We start from the raw sequence: 21,249 nt of genomic DNA on the forward strand, positions 1-21,249 counted from the left end.
ATCTAGTTGCAGATATTCAACACTTCATGGCGCTTCTATAATAGTCAGCAGATTTGCTACAACCAATCATCTCGAAAATACGAATAGCGTCCTCCATCTTTCTCTGTCCTTCCTCCGCTCTTCCTTGCTTACTATCAAGCAAACCTTCTGCCCATAGGTAGACTATTCGAAAATAGGTTTCATTTTCTTCAAAGAAGTTCTTTTCAATTTGTTTTTTGAAATAGAGGGCATTGGTAACATCATCAACTTCAATACAGGCCATAAAACCATTGAGGAGCAAGGTGTGCATTATATTTCGATTTTTCCCAACTCCTTGCAAGAAATCTGACTTCCGCAACATTTCTCGAGTGTACTTTGTAAAAAGCTGGACCGATAAAAGAGGAGAACAGGAAGAAAAGAACAACAATTCATAGTGTCCCCAAATTTCGACAGAAAATAGATAATCATGTAGGACTCTTTCTTCCTCAGCGGTCAATGTAACCGTCTCATCAATGGCTTTCATATAGGATTTTATTAAAATAGCATTGAGAATGTGTTGCTGTCTATCTTTTGAAAAAGGAAGTTGTTGATATTCTCTCTGGTAGAGAGTGCGCAAGGATGTCAAATCTTGAGGGTCAATAGCCTCAACTATTCTGTTTCTAAATTCAGAATAGGCATCCTGATGAAAACCTCTCGCCAAAAATAACAATTCTTCCATACTCGCATGAATATTCTCCAAAGCTGTGATTAACTTTGGAGCAGATATTTCACTCTGACCATTTTCAAAACGCGACAATAAGGATGCTGAAAAGCGTCCACCTGTTGCTTTTCTCAAGGAAATTTTTCTTGATTCTCGTAACTCTTTAAAAACTTTTCCTAAATTCTTCATCCTCTTACCACTCGTCTTTTATTTTTTCCTATTTTACCACATTTCCTAATAAATACTAGTTCCAAACCAGCATTTACAATCTGCCACAGGCATGATACAATGAATAACATCAGATATACGAAGGAGAATTTATGAAAAAGAATATCTTGACGACCCTTGTAGCTGCCCTTGTCTACTTTCTCTGTATCGGAGTGGGTGTTCTACTAGGAAACCTTGTCGACCACACTGGAAATATGTTTTACGCCCCTGCTTTTTCTGCTCTTGTGGGTGGTAGCGTCTATATGATCCTTTTAGCAAAGGTTCCTCGTTTTGGAGCGATTACTACGATTGGACTTGTAATTGCTCTCTTTTTCCTCGGGAGCAAGCATGGTGCTGGAGCCTTTCTGCCAGGTATTATCTGCGGTCTTGTAGCAGATGCCATCGCTCACCTAGGACATTACAAGGATAAGGTTAAAAACCTTCTTTCCTTCCTAGTTTTTGCTTTTGGTACTACAGGTCCCATCCTACTCATGTGGTTGACACCTCAAGCTTACATAGCAACCCTAGTTGCTCGTGGAAAATCTCAGGACTATATTGATCGCATCATGGTCGCGCCTAACCCTGGTACTATCCTTCTCTTTGTAGCAAGCGTCCTTATCGGCGCTCTACTCGGTGCCCTTATTGGACAAGCGCTGAGTAAGAAATTCGCAGATAAAATGTGATAGAAAAAGAGCCACACGGCTCTCAGTAGGTAGACAAACCCTTTCGGTAATTAAAGTAACTTAGTTACTATATCTTGAAAACTCTTAGAAATGCTAATACATGCTATTTTTAAGAGTTTTTTTATTTTCTCTAATAAAAGAAAAAGATTGAAGAAAATTGTCCAAAATTGACTTTTTCTTCAATCTGAGAGCTAGCTGGCTCTTTTTTTTATTTATGACTTAATTTCTTGGTCAAAAAGTCTCCCAAGAACTGAATTGTAAAGATAATCAGGATAATGATGAGTGTCGCAAGGACTGTTACATCATGATTGAAACGGTTAAATCCATAGGCGATAGCTACGTTACCGATACCACCTGCTCCGACCGCTCCCGCCATAGCTGTTTCACCAACTAGTGAAATCAAGGTCACAGTTGTCACACGGATCAAGTCTGGTAGACCTTCCGATAGGTAAACACCTACGATGTCCCAGAAAGTAGCTCCGCTAGCTTGAGCTGCCTCGATGACACCGCCATCTAGCTCTGCCAATACCACCTGTACCTGACGAGCAAAGAAGGCAAAGACTGCAAAAGATAGGGGGACAATAGCCGCATTTGGTCCGATACTTGTCCCTACGATTAGATGAGAGAAGGGTGACAAGACAGCCAAGAGAATGATGAATGGCACCGCACGGAAGATAGAGGTAATCTTGTCTAAAATCCAGAAAACAACTTTATTTTCCAAGACACCACCTGGAGCTGTCAAGACAAGGAAAAGCCCTGCAACCAGTCCTAAGAAACCTCCGATGATAAAGGAAAGAACCGTCATATAAAGAGTCAAGTAGATAGCTGTTCCCCAGCCTGCCTGACCTGACCAGCCCATCTTATAGACATTTGGTAAGTATGATTTAATCAATTCTGCCATCTTACTGCCCTCCCTTCAGTACTTTTAGTTGCACACCAGCCTCACGGATAGCTGCCTGGGCACCTTCCAAAGCTTCTTTTTCTCCTGACAAGACAACTACTAGCTCACCAACAGGAGTCCCATCAAGAATTTCAATATTTCCGTAGAGGATATTGGCCGTTACTTGGTAGTGCTTGTACAATTCATTTAAAAGTGGCTCATCTGTAGAAGCTCCTGCGTACTTGAGTTGCACCAAGAGACTGTTTTCAGATAGGTGTTCCACGATTTCTTGCTTCTCGATTTTGACCATGGCTTCGTCAATACCTGTAGCTGTTGAAATAAAGTCTTGAGTCAAAGGTTGTTTAGGGTCTGAGAAGATTTCAAGAACACTACCCTCCTCAATTAAATGACCATCCTGCATGACTGCCACACGATTGGCAATATCTTTGACAATCTGCATTTCATGCGTAATCAAGACAACAGTCAAGCCTAATTTTTGGTTCAAATCTTGCAACAAGGCCAAAATCTGCTTGGTTGTCTTAGGATCAAGGGCAGAAGTTGATTCGTCTGAAATCAAGATTTTTGGATCATTTGCCAAAGCACGCGCAATGGCCACACGCTGTTTTTGCCCTCCAGATAATTGTGAAGGGTAGTTTTCAGCACGGTCTGCCAAGCCAACCAAGTCAAGCAATTTAGCCACTTTAGCCTTCTTTTCTTCCTTGCTGAGTCCAGAGTGTTTGAGGGCAAAGGCTACATTCTCCTCTGCTGTTTTCTGGCTCATGAGGTTAAAGTGTTGGAAAATCATTCCGATATCTTGACGTTTACGACGCAACTGCTCGGCCGTCAAGGTCACTTTGCCATCAAAAATCACATCGTCATCAATGGTGATTTTCCCTGCAGATGGCTTTTGCAAGAGGTTAATAACACGAACTAGGGTTGATTTCCCTGCTCCAGAATATCCAACGATTCCGTAGATATCCCCTTCTTGGATGTGAATGGTCACATCCTTGACCGCTGTGATAGTTCTCTTCTTTTGGTGAAAAGTCACATCGATCTGATCTAACTTGATAATATCTCTACTCATAGCTTCTAATCAGCTCCTCTACTAATTCAATATGGGTGTAATAATCGGCGATTCGCACGTTTTCATCTCCACCGTGATCTCGGCTATTGGCATTTCCTAGACCAAAGGCAACCATGGGTACTTCTAAAGCATCAAATACCGTATGCATAGGTCCTGTCCCAGCTGTAGTCGGCAAGACTGAAACGCCCTGTGGATAAAATTTCTTGGCCAACTCGATCACATTGAGAATGGCTGGTGCGCTCATATCGCTTCGATAACTCATCTCTCCCAAGGTATAGTATAATTCTACCTTATCAAAGCCATTTTTGTCTAGCTGTTTCCGAATTTTTTCCAGAACATCATGCGGTTCTAGACCAGGAACCAAACGAACTTCTAGCTTAGCGCTGGCTTCTGCAGGCAAAATCGTTTTAACTCCTTGTCCTTGATAACCTGACTGGATCCCTTCGATATTAAGGGCTGGCTCAAAAAAGAATCGTTTTAGAAAGGCTGCTCGATCCTCTTGTAAAAGAGGCAATTTCAAACCATAAATATGGCTAATTTCCCCTGGATTTCGTTGGGCGTAAGTGTCCACCAAGTCCAATTCTCGTTCATTGGGCTCTTGTACATCATCGTACAAACCTTCTACCAAAATACGGCCATCAGCAGCGCGAAGACTGGTCAAGGCTTGGATCAGGTACCAGGGAGCAGATTCTATGACTCCTCCATAGCTAGAATGAATATCCACATCAGCACTCTTAACCTTGGCATCAAAGGTCACAATTCCCTTATTACCACCTGAGATTTCTAATTGCTCCAAGGCATTTTTGGTTCCCTGTTCCCAGACTAACAAGTCAGCACCTCGTAGCTTATCTGCATGCTTTTCTAGGTATTTGTCCAAGTCAACAGAGGCTGACTCCTCTGCTCCTTCCATGATAAAGCTGATATTGACTGGAAGATCATCATGATGCTGCATGTATTTTCTCAGCGCACTAAGTCGTGCAGTGATATGCCCCTTGTCATCATCGACTCCTCGTCCGTACATAATACCATCGCGAACAGAAAGAGTAAAAGGATCCTCAGTCCACACTTGGTCACCATCAGCTGGTACCGTATCATAGTGGTTGTAGAAAATGATGGTCTTAGCATCTGGTCGTGAACTTTTGAAATGTGCCATGACAAAAGGCGCTGTATAGCTCTCGTCAATCTCAACTTCTGCACCAACACGCTTGAAGATCTCGCCTAGATAACGAGCCACCTCTTTAAGGCCGACTTGTTGGGCAAAAACAGATTTTTTAGAAATCAAGGTACGCAAAACTTCAAAATAATGTTGCGCTACATGATCCTTTTCAAACTTTTCAATTTGTTCTTCTTGGCTAGGGAAAACCATTTTCTCTCTACCTTTCTACTAGGACTTGTACCTTTGGAATCAATACAAGTGGATATTCTTTTTCTTTAGTCTCTATATAAAAGCAAGAGGTGGAAAAATCTCTCCCACCTCCCTGTGTTTATTACCAAACTGGTTGATCCAAGCCGTCTGAAGTTTCTTCGATAACTTTTTTCACTTCATCAGTGTGGTAAGCTGCGATAATTTTCTTGATTGCATCAGCTTTAGGTGATGATTCCCAATCTTTTTTCGCAACGATGATGTTGTACCATTGTTTTGAGTTTTCATCAGCTTGCTCTTTAAAGAGTGCTTTCTTGTAGTCCAATTTTGCTTCTGTAACGAAAGTATTGTTTACAACAGCTGCATCTACTGATGACAATGAACGAGCTGTTTGGCTTGCGTCCAATTCAGTGATTTTCAAGTTCTTTGGATTTTCTGTGATGTTTGCGATTGTCGCAAGTGCAGTTCCTGAAACATCCAACTTGATTAAACCAGCTGATTGAAGCAAGTAAAGAGCACGACTTTCGTTTGTAGCGTCGTTAGGTACTGCGATTTCACCGTTTGCTGGGATGTCTTCGACTTTAGTGTACTTGTTTTCACTTCCGTTCAAACCTGAGTAAAGACGGATTGGTGAAATGTAAGTATCTGCAATCGCAACAAGGTCTTTACCGTTTTCTTTGTTCCAGTTGTTTAAGAAGTTGTAGTGTTGGAAAGCGTTCAAGTCTACTTCACCATCAGCAGTTGCTTTGTTTGGTTGTGAGTAGTCTGTAAACTCTGTGAATTCCAATTTAATTCCGTCTTTTTCAACTAATTCTTGGACTTTATCCCAACGTGCTTCCTCAGAACCGCTACGGTTCACTGTTGCAATTTTAACAACTGTTCCGTTGTCTGCTTTCTTTTCTGAATTTCCGCAAGCTGCAAGTGCAAGGCCTGCTACTGTAGCAAGGGCTGCTACGCCTAACCATTTTTTGATTTTCATGATTGTTTCTCCTTTAAAAATAATACCGTAATAGTATCTCATACTTTATTTGATTTAGCAAATTGTTTTAAGATAGGCAGACATATAGTTTAAAACTATATGTCTACAGAATGGAAAACCATCCATCTACCAGAGAATGGATGATTTAAAAACTTATTTAATATCAGCTTCTGCTGGCAGGTAAGAATCACCAAAGAACTGTTGAGATAGTTTTTCAAGGGTTCCGTCTTTATATAGTTCTTGGATGCGTTTGTCAACAAATGCCTTCAACTCATCTTGACCTTGAGCAAGAAGTGGGTATACGTATGGTTGTTGGTCGCTTGGAAGTTCGATGACTTTCAAGTTATCCAAACCTTGGTTTTTGATAACTGTCTCTACACCGATCTTGTCAAAAATCTTATAGTCAAATTGTCCATCGCTCAAACGAGACATGATTTGTTGGAAATCTGCCTTAGTATAATTAAGGATAGTTGGATTGTCCGCATGTTCTGTGTTGTATGCTTCCAATTGTTTAGCTGAGGTTGTTCCTTGAACGACTTCAGTAGATTTCCCACCTATATCATCAAGAGACTTGATGATAGTGTCGTCCTTCTTCACAACAAGAACGTTAGGGTTTTTAGCAGTTGGCGCTGCATAGAGGTATTTCTCTGCACGTTCTTTGGTATAACTAAGGTTGTTAACGGCCATTTGGTAACGATCGCTATCAAGTCCTGGGAAAATCCCTGACCACTCTGTCTTTTCAAACTTAACAGTATACTTGTCTGAGTCTTTAAAGATAGCACGAATAAGCTCAATCTCGTAACCTGTCAATTCACCATTTTCTTCATAGATAAATGGTTTTGGGGATCCGTTAGTTGCAACGATGATTTCTTTCTTAGCAGTTGTTGCTTCACCCGACGCCGCATCTTTCTTTTCGCCACCTGAACAAGCTGCCAGTACACCTGCAGCAACAAGCCCTAGGGCAGCAAGTGATGAATATTTAACGATTTTTTTCATGATATTTCCTCCAAAATAGAATACAATCTTATCTTAACAGAAAAAAAGGAATTACGCTATTATATGATTTCTATATTTGTGATAGATTTTCTTTATGGCTGATTAAAAGACCAAACGTAGGACTGCTATCAAGACCACCCCAAAGAGAACAGTCCCTACCAGATTGCGATAGCGAAAGGCTACAAAAGCCGTTGGAAAGACTGCTAAAAAGTCTAACCACTTTATCTGCGGAAGGCTTCCAACTTTTCCTGTCACAACACTTGAAAGAATCAAGGCAAAGATAATAGAGACTGGTAGAAATTTCAAAAAGCGCTCTACGATAGGCGGCAAACCCTTGTACTTGGCTAGGATAAAAGGAATCATTCTTGGAATCCAAGTCACCAAACCAGAAAAGACGATTGCCATTAAAATATACTTACTGACCATCCAAGACCACCCCCATGGTACAACCTAGCAAGGTCGCAAACAAGACAGCTAATGACTGAGACACCACCGTCAAGAGCAAAAAGAAAGATACAGCTACAACTGCTAAAATTATGAAGAGATTGCGCAAAGGAATCCGTTTTTGCATAATCTGAAACTGGGAAGTAAAAATCCCAATAAACATCCCCACTAGAGCAAAATCTAAGCCAAAAATTTCTGGATTTGGTAGAAGTCCACCTAGAGCAGTTCCGACAACAGTTCCGACAAACCAAGCCACATAGCTGTTAAGGTTGTTCCCGTGCATCCACATAGGATTGACCTTATCCGTATGCACCAACTCGCCCATCAAAACGCCATAGGTCTCATCGGTCAAGAGGCTGGACATGCCGATATTGTGCCAAAGACTGGTATGACGAAAATAGGTCGATGCATGCAAACTGAGCAAGAAGAGACGCAGATTAATCAAAAAGACCGTCATCGCAATAGCAGCTACTGGAGCTTGAACTGCAATCAAAGCTATCATGGCAAACTGAGCGCTCCCAGCATAAACAAAGAGACTCATCAGACCCATTTCTAGTGGTGTCACATAGGGCGAACCGATAATCCCACAGGCAAGACCGATGCTAACATAGCCCAGAGCCGTCGGCACCGCAGCCTGCACACCCTCCCAAAATCCTTTTTCTTTCATAGACTTCCTCACTAATCATTCCTTCAGCAACTGCTTTTCAAACAGTCACAGCAAACATTATTATAACATATTCGTAAAATAGAAAAAAGTCTGCTGACTGACAAGAACAGAAAAAGACTGGGAGGCCAGTCTCATGATGCAACTTATAAACTATTTTAGATTTAATACCCAAATACCAATAAACTAACAACGATTAAAAATGTATTCCACAAGATATGAAGAGCCATTGGCCAATAAACTGAACGAGTATAACGAAATAGCATACCGAACAAGAGACCTGCTCCTGCATAAACGATGAAATCTGTTAACACCCAGCCATACTGTAAAACATGGATAAGACTAAAGAGTGTGGAGGAAACGACGACATCAACATAATACTTTTTAAATTTGGACAATGCCGTCATCAGAAGCCCACGAAAAACTAACTCTTCAACGATAGGAGCTATGAGACTGCCATAGAGAATGCGCATAATAAAGTAACTAATTCCTGTCAAATTAGCAGCTTCTTTCATCATTTCGCTCCCATTTTGCGTGCTAGGAAAAATCAGAGTCGTTATATTTACCCACACAAACATCAGTATAAAGAAAAGAAAGAAGACACCCAGATAAGCCCAACGGAACTGGAAGCGACCGCATTCTTTCCAACCTTGACTCTTTACAAGAACCACTGTAGCAGCAATCCCCTCAAGAGCTATCAATAAAATTTGTAAGCCATAAAATCCAAAATCTGATAATTGGTTAACAAATTCTAACCTTGCTACACAATTAAAAATTAAGTAATAGGTGACTATTATCAAAACAGTTGACAAGTAGAATTTCTTATCTTTCTTTTTCATCGTTGATCCTTTTAAGTTTTAGTTACACCATCTTCCAGCTAAACTTCCCCAAATCCCTTTTATCCAATCAAAAGCACCGCAATTAGGACTTTTCCCTTGATTTAAGATTCTTAAAATCCACTAAAATAACAAAGGTAGAATTTGAGCAATGGCATTATTAACTATATGCAGTCCAATAGGCCAATAAATAGACTTTGTCACTCTAAAAAAGACTGCCATTATTAGACCACCACCCATATATACGAAAAAGTCTGTCAAGACCCAACCATGACTACTGATATGCAGAATTCCAAATAAAGTAGCCGAACCGAGCACATCCAGTCCCCATTTTTTCCCTTTTTCCAAAGCGGTCATCACCAATCCACGATAAATCATCTCTTCAAAAATGGGACCTGCAATCACAGGATAGAAAAAATACATCAAAAATGCAGTAGGACCTGTAAAAGTAGGAAGATCCAGTTGATAAGAAATTTCATTTTGGGTGGACGGGAAAATAAAAAATGTAACGAAATTCCAAACAAAAAAAGCTAGAAGAGCTAAAAAGGAATAGAAAAGATAGGACCCTTTAAATTTTCTGCTATTAATTTGTTGCCATTTTCCTGACCAAATCATGGCAACAAGAGCAAGTAAAACCACAAGAAAATTCAACATCATATCCGAAAAATAATAGCCAAAATCAGATAGACCAGCAGCCAAGTCGCTGTGTAAAACCAGACGGATGAAGAACTGGTCCGCAATGATAAGTAGAATAGCTACAAACAAGTAGTAACGTGAGATTATCTTTTTCATATATCACCCTTCTAAAATCCAAACACCAATAAACTAACAATAAGCAAGAAGGTATTCCATGAAGCATGTAAAGCTATGGTCCAATAAATAGAGCGTGTACAGCGAAACATCATGCAAAATATCAAGCCCATTACAAAGTAGAGTATGAAATCTGTCGTTATCCAACCATGCTGTAAAACATGCATAGCGCCAAATATGGCAGCAGAAACAAGAACATCAATATAGTAGTTTTTAAATTTAGACAAGCTTGTCATCAAAAAACCACGACACACGATTTCTTCTGCTATAGGTGCAATAAAGCTACCGTAAAGTACACGCGTGATAAAATAGCTAATTCCTGTCAAACTGGTGGCTACTTCCACTACCGTACTTCCATTTTGCGTACGAGGAAAGATACGTGTTGCTAGATTTGCCCACACAAATAATAAGAAAAAAGAAAGAAAGAAAACACCTAGGTAAGACCAACGAAACTGGAAGTGACCGCACTCTTTCCAATGTTCACTTTTGACAAAAATAATTGTAGATACAGTTCCCAGAATAAGTACCAATAAAACCTGGAACACATAGTAGATCTCATCAGACAAAGCTACAGTAAAATCTAAGTCTGGTATGACATTAAAAATGAGGTAATAGGTCAAAAGCAACAAGCCAGTTGCTAGATGAAATTTCATTTCTTTCATTTTCTGCATTGAATTACTTCCTATACTATTTTATCGACGACGTCTTAACCACTCACCTGTTGGCTCTACAGCCCAATCAAAAGCACCACGATGAGGACTCTTCACTTGATTTATGATTCTCAAAATCCTCTAAAATAACAAAGGAAGTATATGCCCGATACCGTTATAGACTATATGCAGTCCAATAGGCCAATAAATAGACTTTGTCACTCTAAACAAGAGTGCAAATATGATACCACCGCCCATATATACGAAAAAGTCTGTCAAGACCCAACCATAATCACTGATATGCAAGATTCCAAATAAAGCAGCCGAACCAAGCACGTCCAGTCCCCATTTTTTCCCTTTTTCCAAAGCGGTCATCACCAATCCACGATAAATCATCTCTTCAAAAATGGGACCTGCAATCACAGGATAAAAAAATACATCAAAAATGCCGTAGCGCCTGTAAAACTAGGAGCAGCGAGTTGGTAAGCAAGTCCATTTTGGGTAGGTGGGAATAGGAAAAATTTGATAAAATTCCAAATAAATAAAGCGAGAAAAGCTAAAAAAGAATAGAAAAGATAGGATCCTTTAAATTTTCTACTGTTGATTTTTTGCCATTTTCCTGCTCCTACCATAAAAATAAAAACAAGCAAAACCACAAGAAAGTTCAACATCATATCCGAAAAATAATAGCCAAATTTAGATAGACCAGCAGTAAAATCATTGTTTAAAACCAGACCACTGAAGTACTGGTAAACAATAACAAGTAGAATGGCTATAAAAAAGTAGTAGCGTGAGATTATCTTTTTCATTCTTTTTTCTCCTATACTATGAAATAAAGAAAGCCCCTACCCAAGAAAAAGGCAAGGGCATTATATATTAATAATAACGACGGCGGTCAGGATCAGAATCTTTTTTAAAGTTAAAAAAGTGGTCAGCAAAGTTAGAATTTCTCCAAAACGATCCTATGCCTCCCCAATTTCCACCACCTGGGATATTGGCATTGTACACAAGATCTCCTCCGCTAACCGCTTGCAATTCTGCTTCTGTCAATTCCATTGTTTCTGCAAATTGTAAATTCAACATCATTTACACTCCTTTAATTATTTTTTATTCGTAAACCACTTCTGCGACCTAGGATTTACTTCAAGTGCTTTACAAGAATAGTATAGCACGGAAATCAGTTTATTTTAGAAAATCGCATATTTGATATTTTTTCTCATAGAAATTTCACATTTGCGATTTTTGTAGATTTGATTATTTCACTGATATAATATAGTTACCATTATGTAGGAGGATATGAAATGAAGAAACAAATCATAACATTATTGACAATCGTTGCTGAGATTATTATCTTTTTGCATCTTTAACTAATCGATAAGGTCTTTGTATTGCTGTAAGCGTAGTTCAAAAAGGGCTGTTAATTGTGGATTTTCTAATATTTGCAGAGATTGGATAAAGTGTTCAATCTCTTTTTGATTGCTTCCCTTGGTCTGAAGGAAAACACTCATTTTCTTTAAAAACTGCCACAGTAATTTCTCAAAAACATCGTACGGGCGAAGTATGCTCTCCAACTCGGCTTCAAAGATTGGGATGTAAGAGAAAAGTTTGCGCTCCATGAGCTCTGAGATGATATTTAGAAAGCAACTTTTCATATACAGTCTATTGTGTGCCAATTCTTTAAATTCCTTGGATTTTTCGAGTAAAGAGGTTGATAAAAAGATCAGATCTTGATTGCTTAAAAAAGCATAGTATTGCAAAAGATATAGAGTTCAAACCAGGTCCAAGACTCGATAGCATAGAGATAGGTGGTTAAAAACTCACTATCCTCCTCTGCTAGTGGGTAGCTTTTATCTAGTGAATGGATAGCATCTTTAATCACGATGGCATTCAAGCGACGATAGGTCTGCGCCATCTGTTCTTGCTCGACTTCCTCCAAGAGTTGCTCTAAACCAGCTATATCTTGATGGGCAAAGCGATCCACAAGCCTTCTACCAAATTTCATATGTGGAGATTCTTGGTAGTTGTTGAGCTTGTGACCAAACTCATCAAAGGTCACATTTATCCCTTGGATCGCTAGGATCAACTTATCCGCAGACAACATAGACTGCCCTAGTTCAAACTTGGACAGCTGAGATGCAGTTAGTCCATCACAAGCCACATCTGACTGCTTGAGCTTTCGCGCTAAGCGTAATTCCTTGTAAAATTCTCCCAATTCCATTCTCTCAATCATCTGACCACCTCTTAATTTTTACATATTATATCATCATTTTTACGGTTGTGTCAAAATATTCTGACATTTAAGCAAGCGAAAAAGCCAGCTCAAAGCTGACTTTTTATTCTATAGTATCAAAAGCGAGACTTGGTTTGGCGTTTAACTCCAAGCCTGCAAAGTTTTCTTTGTTCCACTCGCTGACGCTGGCATAGGCAATCATAGCCGCATTGTCTCCGCAAAGTCGCAGAGGTGGAATGATGACCTTGACGTCAGTGATTTCAGCTGCCAAGCGTTCTCTTAATCCTTTGTTAGCTGCTACACCACCAGCCACAACTAGGGTTTTAACAGGGTATTTTTCTAAGGCTTTCTTGGTTTTAGCCATGAGAATATCCATGACTGCAGCTTGGAAAGAAGCCGACAGGTCTTCCTTGGACAAGCTTTCTCCCTTTTGCTCGGCATTGTGGTGAAGATTGATAAAGGCAGATTTCAAACCTGAGAATGAAAACTCCAGATTGTCTTCCTTAATCATGGCACGAGGGAAATCATAAATATCCTGACCTTGGTGGGCTAGCTCGTCAATCTCCCGACCTGCTGGATAAGTCAAGCCCATGACACGACCGACCTTATCATAGGCTTCACCAACCGCATCATCACGAGTTTCACCAACAATCTTATAATCACCAGCCTCAGAAACATAGACCAACTCTGTGTGTCCACCACTGACTAATAGAGCTAGTAAGGGGAATTCCAAAGGCTCCACACTTTGAGCCGCCATAAGGTGGCCAGCCATGTGGTTCACGGGAATCAGCGGAAGTCCATGTGCCCAAGCAAAGGCCTTGGCAGCTGACAAACCAACTAGCAAGGCTCCGACCAAGCCTGGTCCATAAGTAACCGCAACAGCTGTCACGTCCTCTTCGGTTATCCCTGCTTCTGCCAGCGCTTCCTCGATACAGGCTGTAATGACTTCGACATGGTGACGACTGGCTACTTCTGGCACTACACCACCAAAGCGCTTGTGACTTTCAATTTGACTGGCAATGACATTGGATAAGAGCTCGTCGTCGTTTTTCAGTACGGCAACACTGGTCTCATCACAGGATGTCTCAAATGCTAAAATATATCTATCCTTCATCTATTTCTCTCTTCATGATAATGGCGTCCTCGACTGGATTATGGTAGTAGGCCTTTCGCTCAGCGATGACTGCCATCTTTTCTTTCTTGTAAAATGCTTGCGCTCGTTGATTTGACTTTCTGACTTCGAGGAAAATCTCCTTATCTGTTGGTAATTGAGCAAATAAGGCTGATGCAATCCCCCGACCCTGATAGGTTTGTTTGACAGCAATTTGCAGGACTTCTGCTTCAAAAAGATTCTCCTGAATTGCTAGAAAACCTATCACTTCTGCCTCATCATAAGCTAGAACATACCAAGTCTGGTCTTGGGACAGGTCTGCTTGGATTTGTTCCAGAGTCCAAGGACTGACTGTATACACATCTACCATAACAGCGTAGATGGCTTGATCCAAGTCAGGCTGCTGTTGGATTCGTTTAATCTCTATCATAGGCGTTTAATGTAAGACTCGCCAGACTCGGTGTGATTCTTGAGCCAGTTTTCCTCAGCTTCGACACGCTTAAGGTAATTCGGCACAAAATCGTGCAAGGAGTCTGCTTCCTTGTCCCAGGCCCAAAGAGCTAGATTAGCTGCATTTGGTAAGGTTTCTAGATAGTTGGCTTGTGGCAATTGTTCTTGAATTTGATCCACAAAGGCTCCAACTTCTCCAACAAAGGTTACCTGATCAGTATCCTTGACTTTTTCTAACACCTCTTCAAAAGATAGGTGCGCTTCTGGAAAGACTGGCTGGGCATTTTCATAAAATCCTGCATACACATTGTTGCGACGTGCATCCATCAAAGGGACAACCAAACCTTCCTGCTGGCTCGGTACCAGGGCTAAAAAGCTAGACATGCCAACTAACTCGATGTTCAGAGTATGAGCCAAAGTCTTGGCAGTCGCTACTGCGATTCGCAAACCTGTGTAGCTACCTGGCCCCTCTGCTACGACGATTCGATCCAAATCCTTAGGTGTCCAATCTAGACTGGCCATCAAAAAATCGATAGCAGGCATCAGAGTGATACTGTGATTTTTCTTGATATTAATAGTCGTCTCGGCAAGAAGCTGCTTGTCCTCTAAAATAGCTAGAGAAAGAGCCTTGCTGGACGTATCAAAAGCTAATACTTTCATAACACATTCCTATCTTTTTGTCTGCTTACTATTATACTACAAAAGCTGACGCATGGGAATTTTCTTTGTTTTGAAACAAGAATGTCCTGCCAAATAGACAGGACAAGCACTTAAGTATTCAAGCCAAAGTAAAATACAAACCAGACCACATAAGTCACAAGAAGAAGGAAAAACGAATACAGAGTCACGAAGCCAATCTTCCAAAGGAATTTGGTTTTTCGATGCTCTAGCCGAGTATACAAAACATTTCCTCCGTAAACACAGGCAACAAAAATCATAAAAGCTACCAAACGAATACCGATAGCAAAAGTAAATAGGCCATTCATCTTTCAACCTCCTTGATATAGAAATGTCTCTTATAACTTTATTATAGCACTTGCATCTGATGTCTTCAAATACTTATACAAGGTAAAATGGAACCCATTTCAAGCTCCTTACTTTCATGTTTCCTGCTTTTACTAATTCCCCTTTTTATGTTATAATTGAGATAATTGTAACGAATCAAGGTCAATCGAGACAAAAAATGAACTGGAATCAAACCAGCTTCAAACTGAGCATTTTTGAATATAGCTGACCTGAAAGCAGAAAGGAAACATATGATTTACAAAGTTTTTTATCAAGAAACAAAAGAACGCAGCCCACGTCGTGAAACAACACGCTCACTATACTTAGACATCGATGCTAGTTCAGAACTTGAAGGACGTATCGCTGCTCGCCAACTTGTCGAAGAAAATCGTCCAGAATATAATATCGAGTATATCGAACTCTTGTCTGACAAATTACTAGACTACGAAAAAGAAACTGGCGCATTCGAAATTACGGAGTTCTAATATGGCCTACACTCTTAAACCAGAAGAAGTCGGCGTTTTTGCCATTGGTGGTCTAGGAGAAATCGGAAAAAACACATATGGTATCGAATACCAAGACGAAATTATCATCGTTGATGCAGGGATTAAATTCCCTGAGGATGACCTACTTGGTATCGACTACGTTATCCCTGATTACTCCTACATTGTAGAAAATATCGACCGCGTCAAGGCTCTCTTGATTACACACGGACACGAGGACCATATCGGAGGGATTCCTTTCTTGCTCAAGCAAGCCAATATCCCTATCTATGCTGGTCCACTGGCCCTTGCCTTGATCCGTGGAAAACTCGAAGAGCATGGACTTTTGCGCAACGCTACACTTCACGAAATCAACCACAACACTGAGTTGACTTTTAAAAACCTTAAAGCAACTTTCTTTAGAACAACCCACTCGATTCCAGAGCCATTGGGAATCGTCATCCATACACCTCAAGGGAAAATCGTTTGTACGGGAGACTTCAAGTTCGACTTTACACCAGTTGGTGAACCTGCAGACTTGCACCGTATGGCAGCCCTAGGGGAAGATGGAGTACTTTGCTTACTCTCTGACTCGACCAATGCTGAAGTGCCAACCTTTACAAATTCTGAAAAGGTTGTCGGCCAGTCGATCATGAAGATTATCCAAGGTATCGAAGGACGTATCATCTTTGCCTCCTTTGCCTCAAATATCTTCCGTCTCCAGCAAGCAACGGAAGCTGCTGTTAAGACCGGGCGTAAGATTGCTGTCTTTGGGCGCTCTATGGAAAAGGCTATTATTAACGGGATTGAACTTGGTTACATCAAGGCTCCTAAGGGAACCTTCATCGAGCCAAATGAAATCAAAGACTATCCTGCGGGTGAGATTCTTATCCTCTGTACAGGAAGTCAGGGCGAACCTATGGCAGCCCTCTCTCGTATCGCTAACGGAACCCACCGTCAGGTGCAACTCCAACCCGGTGATACTGTCATCTTCTCATCTAGCCCAATTCCAGGAAACACCACTAGCGTCAACAAATTGATTAACATCATTTCTGAAGCTGGTGTTGAAGTTATCCACGGTAAAGTGAACAATATCCATACATCTGGACACGGTGGTCAGCAAGAGCAAAAACTCATGCTCCGACTCATCAAACCAAAGTACTTCATGCCTGTTCATGGTGAATACCGCATGCAAAAAGTCCACGCTGGACTTGCCGTAGATACTGGAGTTGAGAAGGACAATATCTTTATCATGAGCAATGGTGATGTGCTTGCCCTTACTGCAAATTCTGCCCGTATCGCAGGTCATTTTAATGCTCAAGATATCTACGTCGATGGTAATCGTATCGGTGAAATCGGCGCTGCTGTCCTCAAAGACCGTCGCGATCTATCTGAAGACGGTGTCGTTCTAGCAGTCGCAACTGTTGACTTCAAGTCTCAGATGATCCTATCTGGACCAGATATTCTCAGCCGTGGATTTGTCTACATGAGAGAGTCTGGCGACTTGATCCGTCAAAGCCAACGCATCCTTTTCAATGCTATTCGTATCGCATTGAAAAACAAAGATGCCAGCGTCCAATCTGTCAATGGCGCTATCGTAAATGCCATTCGACCATTCCTTTACGAAAATACTGAACGTGAACCAATCATCATTCCGATGATTCTCACACCAGATGAAGAATAAGAAAAAATTCTCTGAAGTCCTATGTCTTCAGAGAATTTTTGTTATTTCACAACAAGTTGTGCCAAGTATTTTTCTTTAATCAACTAGTCTATAAATCCTATCGCTCTCACCGACGCTTGGTCTCAATAGCTTTTTTCACCAAAATCTGTTGATAAGCTTCCATATCTCCACGTTTCAATGATTCTTCTTCATGAATGGATAATCGCCATTTATAAGCCTGAATTTCCTTATCCAACAACTGCTGAGGTGCCCCAATCAGATTCAAAATAGTCAGACGCTCTTCAATACTCTTTAAAGGATAAACATCTGCAAGATTAACTGTTCTAGTGACACTTGTGGAGCGTTTTCTATGAATATAAATGGCTTTATTCATATAGGCAATCTTATCTGCTTGAAGGTAAACCTTATAGGTCGTATAATCGTCTTCTACCTTCTGATCCGTTGGATAGACAATATCCTTGAAAAGCTCCGCTTTATAGAGTTTTGCCCACGGAACAGTAAAACATTGACTAAGATTATACTTTTCGTCATATTGATGATAGAACCAATCAAAAGGGTTGTACACTTGTTCAAAATAGTTGTCTGCACCTACATGAATTAAAAAACTTCCCTGATCTTCAATAAACTGAGTAAAATTACCAATTGCAATATCTGCATCCGTTTTTCTCAATAAATCATAAAGACTTTGGATATGGTCTAACTCTAGCCAATCATCATTATCCACAAAGACAATGTAATCACCTGTCACAGCTTCCAAGGCACGATTGCGACTGGAAGCAACTCCTCCATTTGGCTTATGATATACTTTAACACGCGCATCTTGATTTTTATATCGTTGACAAATAGCTGCTGAACCGTCAGTTGAACCATCATTGATTAAAATAACTTCAAGATTTTGATAAGTTTGTTGAAGAATGCTATCTAAAAATTTTTCAAGATAGGCCTCTGACATATAAACAGGGACGATAACACTTATTTTTTCTATTTTTATTTCTTTCTTTACTCAATTTTTAGTCTAGTTTCTTCAAATATTTCTGAATCGATACAATCATATCCTCTTAGCCACAAACTCTTGATTACATTTCTCCATACTAAGTTGATGATTGAAATACAAATTGTCAGCAAGTGAAATACTAAGCTAAACGCTATATAGTTATTGATATCTTTATCTAGGAAGATCTACTCTAAAGCTTTCACGATACTTCCCTTATTTATCCGTTATTTAAAAAAGTAACTTCAACTCTGCCCTGGTCACTAAGTACGGATTCATCTTTTGTTTATCATAAGCAGATTGATATTTTTCTGGATTTACAAGTTGAGATAATTCGTCAATCATCTCTGCTACACCATCCCTTGGAAACACATGGTCAGTAGCATAAAACTCTGGTTGGTGACACGTGTCCTTAAAAGCATAAAGGACCATGCCGTTTTCAAGAGCTGTACGGCTACCATCAAGTATTTCCTGCGCATGAGAAATATCCAGATAAATGCTACACGTTTGTAAAAGTTTCTCATATATCTCTCTAGACAGGCCTGGGTAGAGATGAACATTTGCATGACAATCCAGATCTAATAAACGCCCTCCCATTACTGTTAGCGCAGCAATATGAAATTCAAAATTCGGTAGGGCAGATACAAGGACTTCAATTTGCTCTAGTTCTTGCGTGTCTGTCAAAATTAAAATATGCGGACGAAACTCCCTAAAGGCGCCAAGAAAGGTTGGTAGATAAATCAGGGGAAGATTCATATTGTCTGTCTTTAATTTCAAATCTCGAGTCAGTAGTTTCCCACAACGATCTTTTAGATACCAAATATCTTTCGCGGATAACTCTTCTCTCATATAAAATACTAACTGATTAGATGAGAGGTTAGGCATATCCCTAAGTAAGCTTATATCTGATAATACTAAACAATCACCTGTAGATAATTGTTTATCTAAAATCAGTTTTCTTGCTTCATCAATTGAAGAAAGCCCCTGTTCCTGACCGTTCGCTTCTCGATAAAGTGCACGATCATGAGATGAAAAAAGATAGAGTTGCTCTTGATTTTCCTGACCATAAACGTCTATCTCTTTTTTCCCACCACTCCAAATTTCTCTATGAAAACAAGTTCCCGATAAATCATAATGATCTCTTGCACAACAAACACCTTTGTTATCATACCATTCGACTATCTTCACCATTTGTGGCCACTGAGGATAACAGAAAATCTTTCCTTTTTTATTTCCTTCCGCAACGATATCACCTGTAGAAAGAACCTCCCAAAATCGAGGTAAGGGAAGTTGAGTCATGTGTAAGGGACTTGAATTTTCATGATTAGAAAAAAAACTAGTAAAAATATTGTTAATCGTTAATGGTTTCAGATCCATCCCCATAAGTTCTAAATCTTTTTTTAGGCGATCGTCATCTGAAGACCATTCCCTTGCCAGATAATAATATATCATTTCTTTTTTATTCCCATTCTCTAGTCAAAAATTCATACCATTGTTTTGTTATGTGGTCTGATAAATATTCTTCAGCCAAGCGGTAAGAGCCTTCCCTCAGCTGTTTGATCTGTTTGAAGGCTTTCTCTAAAGCTTTTGTTAAATTAACCACAATTTCCTCATCCGAACGAGCATCAAAAGGAACTAAATAACCATTTTTACCCTCTTGAATAAAGGTCTGATTTCCATAAGGTACATCTAAACCAACAAGAGCTTGTCCAGAACCAATTGCTTCTAACAAAGTTATACCAAAAGTTTCCCATTCCGAGGTAGCCAGGTAAAGTTCATACTCTTTGAAACGGTTTGAAATTGTCTGATGCCCCTTAAGATGGATATAATTTTGTGCTCCTAGATTGGCAATCTCTGCTTCAATATCCTGCCATAGCATCCCTTGCCCATAGATATCTAAGTTGACGTCTGGAAAAATTTCATGAAAAGCAACGATGGCTTTGATTGCTAAGTCTAACCGTTTTCGGCGTTCAAACCGCGCGGCAATCATCACAGAATAAGGTTTTCGTTCATCAGCTAATTGCAACTGTTCTAGGGCAGCTACTGGAAGAACGCGAACTTGACCAGTTTTCCCTAGTAATGCTAAATGTTTTTCCAATTCATCCTTCTGTGATTGCGTTGATACTAAAATATCATCAAATTCCTCGGCATATTGAAAAAGGTGATAGTATTCAGAATTGATCTGATCTCCCCAATAATGAATAGAGTGCACAACACAGGATAATCTTGCTTCTCCTTTTAAACGTAAAATAGGTGATGTGAAGGGAACATTCTCTAGACGATCAATAAATACATGATCCTCTTTACTAAACTGCAACTCTGATAAGGCTCGCTCTAAAAATTCAGACTCACTATAGAACCACTCCGATCCACACCGATAAACTGCTTCAGTATCCTCACCTGGTTCTTTCTTAATCTCTTCAAAGGCTATGGAACCATCTCTATTATGAAACAGTCGGCGAACAACTCTAGCTTCTAGACCAAATCCAGCATCCACTGCTGTAAAAAATTCTGTGAACAACTTTTTCTTACCATAATGTTCTCTACGAAGTAAACGACCAAATACATAATAATCTACATAATCCACATAATCCGGTTTTAGACTGTTTTTATGTAGAATGGTAGTCACACCATCTTGTTCTTGAAAAATCAATTCACAATTATTTTCCTTATATTCAGTAGTCAGGTGTAAGAGCTGCTTCATATCATCTATACGGATCCCCAAGCTCATATCACGCTGATCTGTCAACAACATATGTGCTAATAGGATTTCTTCCTCAAGATGACCCAAAGAAAGGTAATAGTCCCATTTAAAGCGAGGAGGGACCTGTGTAAAAACAAAACTGGCAGGAAGGTCCAAGTCGCGAAAAACCTTCCCACGATATGCTTGAGCAACATCTACACCATTTGGTTCTAAACCCACCATAAGATTAAAAGTGTAAAGCATTCTTTAACTCCAAACTAAACTCTAATCACAAGCATCAAAGCATAGACTCCATAAAAGAAGTGAACTAGCGAATG

The 21,249-nt window shown here is 40.0% G+C and carries 22 protein-coding genes and 2 pseudogenes; 3 read left to right on the forward strand and 21 right to left on the reverse strand.

All coding sequences use genetic code 11. From position 1 onward, the window contains the following. Positions 1-16: 16 nt before the first annotated feature. A complete protein-coding gene (locus QM877_RS04290; protein WP_414317699.1) occupies positions 17-868 on the reverse strand; it encodes an Rgg/GadR/MutR family transcriptional regulator in 852 nt (283 codons plus the stop codon). 131 nt (positions 869-999) lie between these two features. Between QM877_RS04290 and QM877_RS04295 the strand changes: the two genes are divergently transcribed. Continuing rightward, complete coding sequence (locus QM877_RS04295; RefSeq protein ID WP_414273090.1) at positions 1,000-1,569, forward strand: MptD family putative ECF transporter S component; 570 nt, start codon at positions 1,000-1,002, stop codon at positions 1,567-1,569. A gap of 208 nt (positions 1,570-1,777) precedes the next feature. On the opposite strand, the gene QM877_RS04300 is transcribed toward QM877_RS04295, so the two are convergent. The 17 genes and pseudogenes from QM877_RS04300 to QM877_RS04380 form a co-directional block, all read right to left on the reverse strand. Next, positions 1,778-2,470: a methionine ABC transporter permease gene (locus QM877_RS04300; protein ID WP_414317700.1), complete on the reverse strand. Its 693-nt coding sequence runs from the start codon at positions 2,468-2,470 to the stop codon at positions 1,778-1,780. A gap of 1 nt (position 2,471) precedes the next feature. Next, on the reverse strand, positions 2,472-3,533 hold the full coding sequence (locus QM877_RS04305; RefSeq protein WP_049548100.1) for a methionine ABC transporter ATP-binding protein: 1,062 nt from the start codon (positions 3,531-3,533) through the stop codon (positions 2,472-2,474). Beyond that, positions 3,526-4,899 carry a M20 family metallopeptidase gene (locus QM877_RS04310; RefSeq protein ID WP_414317701.1) on the reverse strand — a complete coding sequence of 458 codons (1,374 nt, stop codon included), beginning with the start codon at positions 4,897-4,899 and terminating at the stop codon, positions 3,526-3,528. Before QM877_RS04310 ends, QM877_RS04305 begins: the two co-directional genes overlap by 8 nt. Before the next feature lie 121 nt (positions 4,900-5,020). Next, on the reverse strand, positions 5,021-5,875 hold the full coding sequence (locus QM877_RS04315) for a MetQ/NlpA family ABC transporter substrate-binding protein (RefSeq protein WP_414317702.1): 855 nt from the start codon (positions 5,873-5,875) through the stop codon (positions 5,021-5,023). Between the two features lie 153 nt (positions 5,876-6,028). Then, positions 6,029-6,871: an amino acid ABC transporter substrate-binding protein gene (locus QM877_RS04320; RefSeq protein WP_414317703.1), complete on the reverse strand. Its 843-nt coding sequence runs from the start codon at positions 6,869-6,871 to the stop codon at positions 6,029-6,031. Between the two features lie 102 nt (positions 6,872-6,973). Then, positions 6,974-7,297, reverse strand: a complete 324-nt coding sequence (locus QM877_RS04325) for an AzlD domain-containing protein (protein WP_049548103.1) — start codon at positions 7,295-7,297, stop codon at positions 6,974-6,976. Next, positions 7,287-7,982, reverse strand: a complete 696-nt coding sequence (locus QM877_RS04330; protein ID WP_075227925.1) for an AzlC family ABC transporter permease — start codon at positions 7,980-7,982, stop codon at positions 7,287-7,289. The genes QM877_RS04325 and QM877_RS04330 overlap by 11 nt, the downstream gene beginning before the upstream one ends. A 161-nt stretch (positions 7,983-8,143) precedes the next feature. Then, entirely contained in the window at positions 8,144-8,818 is a 675-nt protein-coding gene (locus QM877_RS04335; protein ID WP_414317704.1) for a lysostaphin resistance A-like protein, read from the reverse strand. A gap of 120 nt (positions 8,819-8,938) precedes the next feature. Beyond that, positions 8,939-9,607, reverse strand: a complete 669-nt coding sequence (locus QM877_RS04340) for a lysostaphin resistance A-like protein (RefSeq protein ID WP_414317705.1) — start codon at positions 9,605-9,607, stop codon at positions 8,939-8,941. An 11-nt stretch (positions 9,608-9,618) separates the two neighbouring features. Beyond that, the gene (locus QM877_RS04345; protein ID WP_414317706.1) at positions 9,619-10,296 is read right to left on the reverse strand and encodes a lysostaphin resistance A-like protein; all 678 of its coding nucleotides are present in this window, start codon (positions 10,294-10,296) and stop codon (positions 9,619-9,621) included. A gap of 120 nt (positions 10,297-10,416) precedes the next feature. Beyond that, a pseudogene (locus QM877_RS04350) lies at positions 10,417-11,084 on the reverse strand (lysostaphin resistance A-like protein). Between the two features lie 67 nt (positions 11,085-11,151). Continuing rightward, positions 11,152-11,358: a peptide pheromone VP1 gene (locus QM877_RS04355; protein WP_414317707.1), complete on the reverse strand. Its 207-nt coding sequence runs from the start codon at positions 11,356-11,358 to the stop codon at positions 11,152-11,154. A gap of 284 nt (positions 11,359-11,642) precedes the next feature. After that, positions 11,643-12,505, reverse strand: a pseudogene (locus QM877_RS04360) (XRE/MutR family transcriptional regulator). A 103-nt stretch (positions 12,506-12,608) separates the two neighbouring features. Continuing rightward, complete coding sequence (gene tsaD / locus QM877_RS04365; RefSeq protein WP_414317708.1) at positions 12,609-13,619, reverse strand: tRNA (adenosine(37)-N6)-threonylcarbamoyltransferase complex transferase subunit TsaD; 1,011 nt, start codon at positions 13,617-13,619, stop codon at positions 12,609-12,611. Next, entirely contained in the window at positions 13,609-14,046 is a 438-nt protein-coding gene (rimI, locus tag QM877_RS04370) for a ribosomal protein S18-alanine N-acetyltransferase (RefSeq protein WP_414317709.1), read from the reverse strand. Before rimI ends, tsaD begins: the two co-directional genes overlap by 11 nt. Beyond that, complete coding sequence (tsaB, locus tag QM877_RS04375; RefSeq protein WP_414317710.1) at positions 14,043-14,726, reverse strand: tRNA (adenosine(37)-N6)-threonylcarbamoyltransferase complex dimerization subunit type 1 TsaB; 684 nt, start codon at positions 14,724-14,726, stop codon at positions 14,043-14,045. Before tsaB ends, rimI begins: the two co-directional genes overlap by 4 nt. A gap of 110 nt (positions 14,727-14,836) precedes the next feature. After that, positions 14,837-15,052 (reverse strand): hypothetical protein, encoded by a 216-nt coding sequence (locus QM877_RS04380; RefSeq protein ID WP_414317711.1) that lies wholly within the window; start codon positions 15,050-15,052, stop codon positions 14,837-14,839. 270 nt (positions 15,053-15,322) lie between these two features. On the opposite strand from QM877_RS04380, the gene QM877_RS04385 reads away from it, so the two are divergent. Further along, positions 15,323-15,556, forward strand: coding sequence for a DNA-dependent RNA polymerase subunit epsilon (locus tag QM877_RS04385; protein ID WP_000639587.1), 234 nt, complete (start codon positions 15,323-15,325; stop codon positions 15,554-15,556). Position 15,557: 1 nt separating this feature from the next. Next, the gene (gene rnjA, locus QM877_RS04390) at positions 15,558-17,237 is read left to right on the forward strand and encodes a ribonuclease J1 (RefSeq protein ID WP_414317712.1); all 1,680 of its coding nucleotides are present in this window, start codon (positions 15,558-15,560) and stop codon (positions 17,235-17,237) included. Positions 17,238-17,343: 106 nt separating this feature from the next. On the opposite strand, the gene QM877_RS04395 is transcribed toward rnjA, so the two are convergent. The 3 genes from QM877_RS04395 to QM877_RS04405 form a co-directional block, all read right to left on the reverse strand. Next, entirely contained in the window at positions 17,344-18,222 is an 879-nt protein-coding gene (locus QM877_RS04395) for a glycosyltransferase family 2 protein (RefSeq protein WP_414317727.1), read from the reverse strand. A 237-nt stretch (positions 18,223-18,459) separates the two neighbouring features. After that, on the reverse strand, positions 18,460-19,680 hold the full coding sequence (locus QM877_RS04400) for a hypothetical protein (protein WP_414317713.1): 1,221 nt from the start codon (positions 19,678-19,680) through the stop codon (positions 18,460-18,462). A gap of 7 nt (positions 19,681-19,687) precedes the next feature. Then, entirely contained in the window at positions 19,688-21,175 is a 1,488-nt protein-coding gene (locus QM877_RS04405; protein WP_414317714.1) for a glycosyltransferase, read from the reverse strand. Between the last annotated feature and the right edge of the window lie 74 nt (positions 21,176-21,249).

Origin of the sequence: Streptococcus infantis, assembly GCF_047463655.1 — a bacterium.
GTDB classification, from domain to species: domain Bacteria; phylum Bacillota; class Bacilli; order Lactobacillales; family Streptococcaceae; genus Streptococcus; species Streptococcus infantis_Z.